This window comes from Nocardia testacea NBRC 100365 (assembly GCF_000308775.1).
Classification (GTDB): Bacteria; Actinomycetota; Actinomycetes; order Mycobacteriales; family Mycobacteriaceae; genus Nocardia; species Nocardia testacea.
Genome location: NZ_BAGJ01000054.1, coordinates 1 through 4,699 on the forward strand (window position 1 = coordinate 1; position 4,699 = coordinate 4,699).

General features: G+C 70.1%; 4 protein-coding genes and 1 pseudogene. 4 read left to right on the top strand and 1 reads right to left on the bottom strand.

Features of this window, described 5'->3' with window-relative positions:
* Nucleotides 1-451: 451 nt before the first annotated feature.
* From rplU to proB, 4 genes are all read left to right on the top strand, one after another.
* The gene (rplU, locus tag ON38_RS07000; RefSeq protein ID WP_030523233.1) at nt 452-763 is read left to right on the top strand and encodes a 50S ribosomal protein L21; all 312 of its coding nucleotides are present in this window, start codon (nt 452-454) and stop codon (nt 761-763) included.
* Nucleotides 764-808: 45 nt separating this feature from the next.
* Entirely contained in the window at nt 809-1,075 is a 267-nt protein-coding gene (gene rpmA, locus ON38_RS07005; protein WP_039823344.1) for a 50S ribosomal protein L27, read from the top strand.
* 186 nt (nt 1,076-1,261) lie between these two features.
* Complete coding sequence (obgE, locus tag ON38_RS07010) at nt 1,262-2,719, top strand: GTPase ObgE (RefSeq protein WP_039823345.1); 1,458 nt, start codon at nt 1,262-1,264, stop codon at nt 2,717-2,719.
* A gap of 39 nt (nt 2,720-2,758) precedes the next feature.
* Nucleotides 2,759-3,880 (top strand): glutamate 5-kinase, encoded by a 1,122-nt coding sequence (gene proB / locus ON38_RS07015; protein WP_039823347.1) that lies wholly within the window; start codon nt 2,759-2,761, stop codon nt 3,878-3,880.
* Nucleotides 3,881-4,002: 122 nt separating this feature from the next.
* Here proB and ON38_RS34725 read toward each other — a convergent pair.
* Nucleotides 4,003-4,584: pseudogene (locus tag ON38_RS34725) on the bottom strand (endonuclease V); the annotation flags it as partial.
* Between the last annotated feature and the right edge of the window lie 115 nt (nt 4,585-4,699).

Genomic DNA, 4,699 nt, shown 5'->3' on the forward strand with positions numbered 1-4,699 from the left:
CACGGCCGACCAGCCCGAGGTCGAGGTTCCGGTGCGCCGCACGCGCCGCCGGGCCGCGGGTCGCCCGTCCGGGCCGCCGGCCGACGAGCAGAACTGAAACGAGCGTCCGGTGCCCGGCCCGCGAAATGCGGACCGGGCACCGGCGCGTCGGTACAGGGGTGGGCCGGGTGCCCGCCGGCGGGGTGCCGCGGCGCCCGAGTCCGGCGGTGCGGCAGGTCCGCGGGGCGCCGTACGGGGACCGGTTTGGTCGCATGTACCGCCATCCTGTAATCTTGGCAGTCGCTGCCCGGCGACAGCATGTGCTGTTTCCGTGGCCGGTTCCCGATACCGAGAGCCACCAGTAGCCGAGGCGGCGATTACCAGACCAGTCGTGCGGTGGACCCCGGTGCGAAACCGAGGTACGACCGTGTGAACGAGTGCCGAGCACTAGAGGAAGAAGGGCAGCCGACCGATGGCAACGTACGCGATCGTCAAGACCGGCGGAAAGCAGTACAAGGTCGCGGTCGGTGACCTGGTGAAGGTCGAGAAGATCGAGGGTGCGCCGGGCACCTCCGTGGCACTGTCGCCGGTGCTCGTCGTCGATGGCGCCGAGCTCACCACCGCAGCCGACGCGCTCGCGAAGGTTTCGGTGTCGGCCGAGGTGGTCGAGCAGACCAAGGGCCCGAAGATCCGCATCCACAAGTTCAAGAACAAGACCGGCTACCACAAGCGCCAGGGCCATCGTCAGCCGCTGACGGTCCTGAAGGTCACCGGCATCAAGTAACCACCCCGCAGGGCCGCGCAGGCCCGCGCTGAAGGAGTATCAGCAATGGCACATAAGAAGGGCGCATCCAGCTCCCGGAACGGCCGCGATTCCAATTCCAAGCGGCTCGGCGTGAAGCGTTTCGGCGGGCAGACCGTGAAGGCCGGCGAGATCCTGGTGCGGCAGCGCGGCACCCACTTCCACCCCGGCGTCAATGTCGGCCGTGGCGGGGACGACACCCTGTTCGCGCTCGAGGCGGGTGCCGTCGAGTTCGGTAGCAAGCGGGGTCGCAAGACCGTCAATATCGTGGTCCCGGAGCCGGTCGAAGCCTGACCGGCTGACGACTCCACCACAGCGAGCGGGTCAGGGTGACAAACCCTCGGCCCGCTTTTCGCGTTTCCGCCCTCGGCGCCGCCGCCCCGACCGGGCCCGGCCCATTCCCGGGCGCTGCGACTTTCCCCACCCCTGGAACGCAGTGTCCGTCCCACCCCCGAACCCCCTGAGGAGGATGATCCGGCCATGGCCAAGTTCATCGACCGTGTCGTTCTTCATGTCCGTGCCGGCAAAGGCGGGCACGGTTGCGCGTCGGTGCACCGGGAGAAGTTCAAACCGCTGGGCGGGCCCGACGGTGGTAACGGCGGCAACGGCGGGGATGTGATCCTCGAGGTGGACGCCAATGTGCACACCCTGCTGGACTTCCATTTCCATCCGCACGCAAAGGCCGGTAACGGCAAACCGGGTGAGGGCGGCAACCGGGACGGGAAGAAGGGCGGCGAGCTGCTGCTGAAGGTCCCGGACGGCACCGTGGTGCTGGACACCGATGGAGAGGTCCTGATGGACCTGGTCGGGGTCGGTAACCGGTTCGTCGTCGCCAAGGGCGGCCGGGGCGGACTGGGTAACGCGGCCCTGGTGTCGCGGGCCCGGAAGGCGCCCGGTTTCGCGCTGCTCGGCGAGGAGGGGGAGGCCCACGATGTGGTCCTCGAACTCAAATCCGTCGCCGATGTGGGGCTGGTCGGGTTCCCGTCGGCGGGCAAGTCGTCGCTGGTCTCGGTGTTGTCCGCCGCCAAACCGAAGATCGCCGACTACCCCTTCACCACGTTGGTGCCCAACCTCGGCGTCGTGAACGCGGGCGATACGACGTTTACGATCGCCGACGTCCCGGGACTGATTCCCGGTGCCAGCGAGGGGCGGGGCCTCGGCCTGGACTTCCTCCGGCATCTGGAACGGTGCGCGGTACTGGCGCATGTGGTGGATCTGGCGACGCTGGACCCCGGCCGTGATCCGCTTTCCGATATCGACGCCCTCGAAGCCGAACTCGCCGCCTACAAACCCGCCCTGCGCGGTGACGTGAGTCTGGGCGATCTCGCGGATCGGCCGCGAGTGGTGATCCTGAACAAGGTCGACGTGCCCGAGGCGGAGGAGCTCGCGGATCTGGTCACGCCCGAACTGCGGGAGCGGGGCTGGCCGGTGTTCCGGATCTCGGCGGTCGCCCATTCCGGTCTGCGGCAGCTGACCTTCGCGCTCGCCGAGCTGGTGCAGGCCTACCGCGACGCGCACCCCGCCGCCGCCCCGAAGCGGCCGGTGATCCGCCCGGTGCCGGTGGACGATTCCGGGTTCACCGTGCGCGCCGACCCGGAGGAGCCCGGGGCGTTCATCGTGCGCGGCACCCGGCCCGAACGCTGGGTGCGTCAGACCCAGTTCGACAACGACGAGGCCGTCGGTTACCTCGCCGACCGCCTGGCCCGGCTCGGGGTGGAGGACGAACTGGTACGGCTCGGTGCGGAACCGGGCGCGCCGGTGACCATCGGCGAGGTGACCTTCGACTGGGAACCGCAGATCGCCGCGGGCACCGATATGGTCCCGACCGGCCGCGGTACCGATATCCGGCTCGAACAGTCCGACCGGGTCGGTGCGGCCGAACGTAAGCACGCGTCGCGGGTGCGGCGCGGTCTGGTGGACGAGGAAAGCGAGGAGTAGGCGGGTGAACCAGGGTGACCACGGAGCAGGGGCACGGCCGTGACCCAGGTTTCCGCAGAACTCAGTGACGCCCGGCGTGCGATCGCCGGGGCCCGGCGGGTGGTGGTGAAGATCGGTTCGTCCGCGCTCACCAGCCTGACCGGTGGACTCGATATCGCCCGGCTGGACCGGCTCGCCGATGCCATCGAGGCCCGGATGCGGGCCGGTTCCGATGTGGTCGTCGTCTCGTCCGGGGCGATCGGAGCGGGGCTGGCCCCGCTGGGCCTGACCCGGCGGCCGCGTGATCTCGCGACCAAGCAGGCCGCGGCCAGTGTCGGCCAGCTCGCCCTGGTCCATGCCTGGGGCACCTCGTTCGCCCGGTACGACCGCACCGTCGGCCAGATCCTGCTCAGTGCCGACGATTTCGCCCGCCGGGAACACCACCGCAATGCGCAGCGCACCCTGGACCGGCTGCGCTCGCTGGGCGCGGTGGCGGTGGTGAACGAGAACGATACCGTCGCCACGGAGGAGATCCGGTTCGGCGACAATGACCGGCTGGCCGCGCTGGTGGCCCACCTGGTGGGTGCCGACGCGTTGTTCCTGCTCTCCGATGTGGCCGGGCTCTACGACGGTGATCCGCGCAAGGGCGACGCGAATTTCATCGGTGAGGTGCGTACCAGTGCCGATCTCGACGGCGTGATCGCCGGGAGCGGCGGTGTACTCGGCACCGGCGGGATGGCGTCGAAGCTGTCGGCCGCGCGGCTGGCCGCGGACGCCGGTGTCCCGGTCCTGCTGGCCGCGGCCGCTGAGGCCGCCGAAGCGCTCGGGACCGGTACGGTCGGCACCGCTTTCGCCGCCCGCCCGGTGCGGTTGTCGGCGCGCCGGTTCTGGGTCCGGCACGCCGCCGACAGCCGGGGGGCCATCCTCATCGATTCCGGTGCGGTCGAGGCCGTGGCCAATGCCCGGCGTTCCTTGCTCGCCGCCGGAATCGTCGGGGTGCGCGGCCGTTTCCACGGCGGCGACGTGGTGGATCTCGTGGGCCCGGATCGCACGGTCGTGGCGCGGGGAGTCGTGGAATACGATGCCGCCGAACTCGCGACGGTGCTCGGCCGGTCGACCCGGGAACTGCCGGACGGTATGCAGCGCCCGGTGATCCACGCCGACGACCTGGTTCGCGTCTGACCTGCTGCACCGGATGATCGTGCCGGTGCGGACCCGGCCGCGGACCAGGCGATGCGGCCCAGATGGTCGGCCGTGCGGGTGGTCTCCGGCAGCCGGTAGCGCGGAGCCAGCCGCAGCACCAGCGCACAGGCGGAGTCGAGGGTGAAGCGATGTCCGACCGAGACGAACAGTGGTTTGACTTCCGGTTGGGTGCGCAGGGCGCGGCCGACGACCTCCCCGTCCACGGTGACCGGGCTCGAATCACCGCGGGCCGGACCGGGCTCGTCGTACTCGCCGGCGGATTTCTTCGCGACACCGATACTCGGCAGGTCGGTGAGCACACCCAGATGCGCGGCGAGACCGAAGCGGCGGGGATGGGCCAGCCCGTGACCGTCGCAGACGAGTACATCGGGTTCCACGCGCAGGGCTTCGAGCGCCCGGGTCAGCGGGGGTATCTCGCGGAAGGCGAAAAGACCCGAGATATAGGGGAATTCGATTCGTTCCCGGACGACCGAATGATCGACCACGGTCAGTGAGTCCACATCCAGCACGGTGACCACGCCTATCGCGATATCGGGATCGCGATAGGCGACGTCCAGTCCGGCGGCCCGCCGGATCGGGCCGTGCTCGTCGCCCACAGTCACCCGGTCCCGCAGCCGCTGCTGCACGGCTACGGCCTCGTCCGCGCCGACCTTCCATTCGTGCATCTGCCGGACCCGTACCATGCCGGAAGCCTAACGGTCACCGGCCTTGCGGCTGCGCGAGGAACCGGTCCACCCGCGCCGCGATCCGCTCCGGCGCCTCGACCTGGATCGGCCCACCACACCTCGACCCGGGGCC

Bases quoted from the DNA above. Each gene is read 5' to 3' on its own strand.
- rplU (WP_030523233.1), top strand. From the start codon at position 452: ATGGCAACGTACGCGATCGTCAAGACCGGCGGAAAGCAGTACAAGGTC.
- rpmA (WP_039823344.1), top strand. From the start codon at position 809: ATGGCACATAAGAAGGGCGCATCCAGCTCCCGGAACGGCCGCGATTCC.
- obgE (WP_039823345.1), top strand. From the start codon at position 1,262: ATGGCCAAGTTCATCGACCGTGTCGTTCTTCATGTCCGTGCCGGCAAA.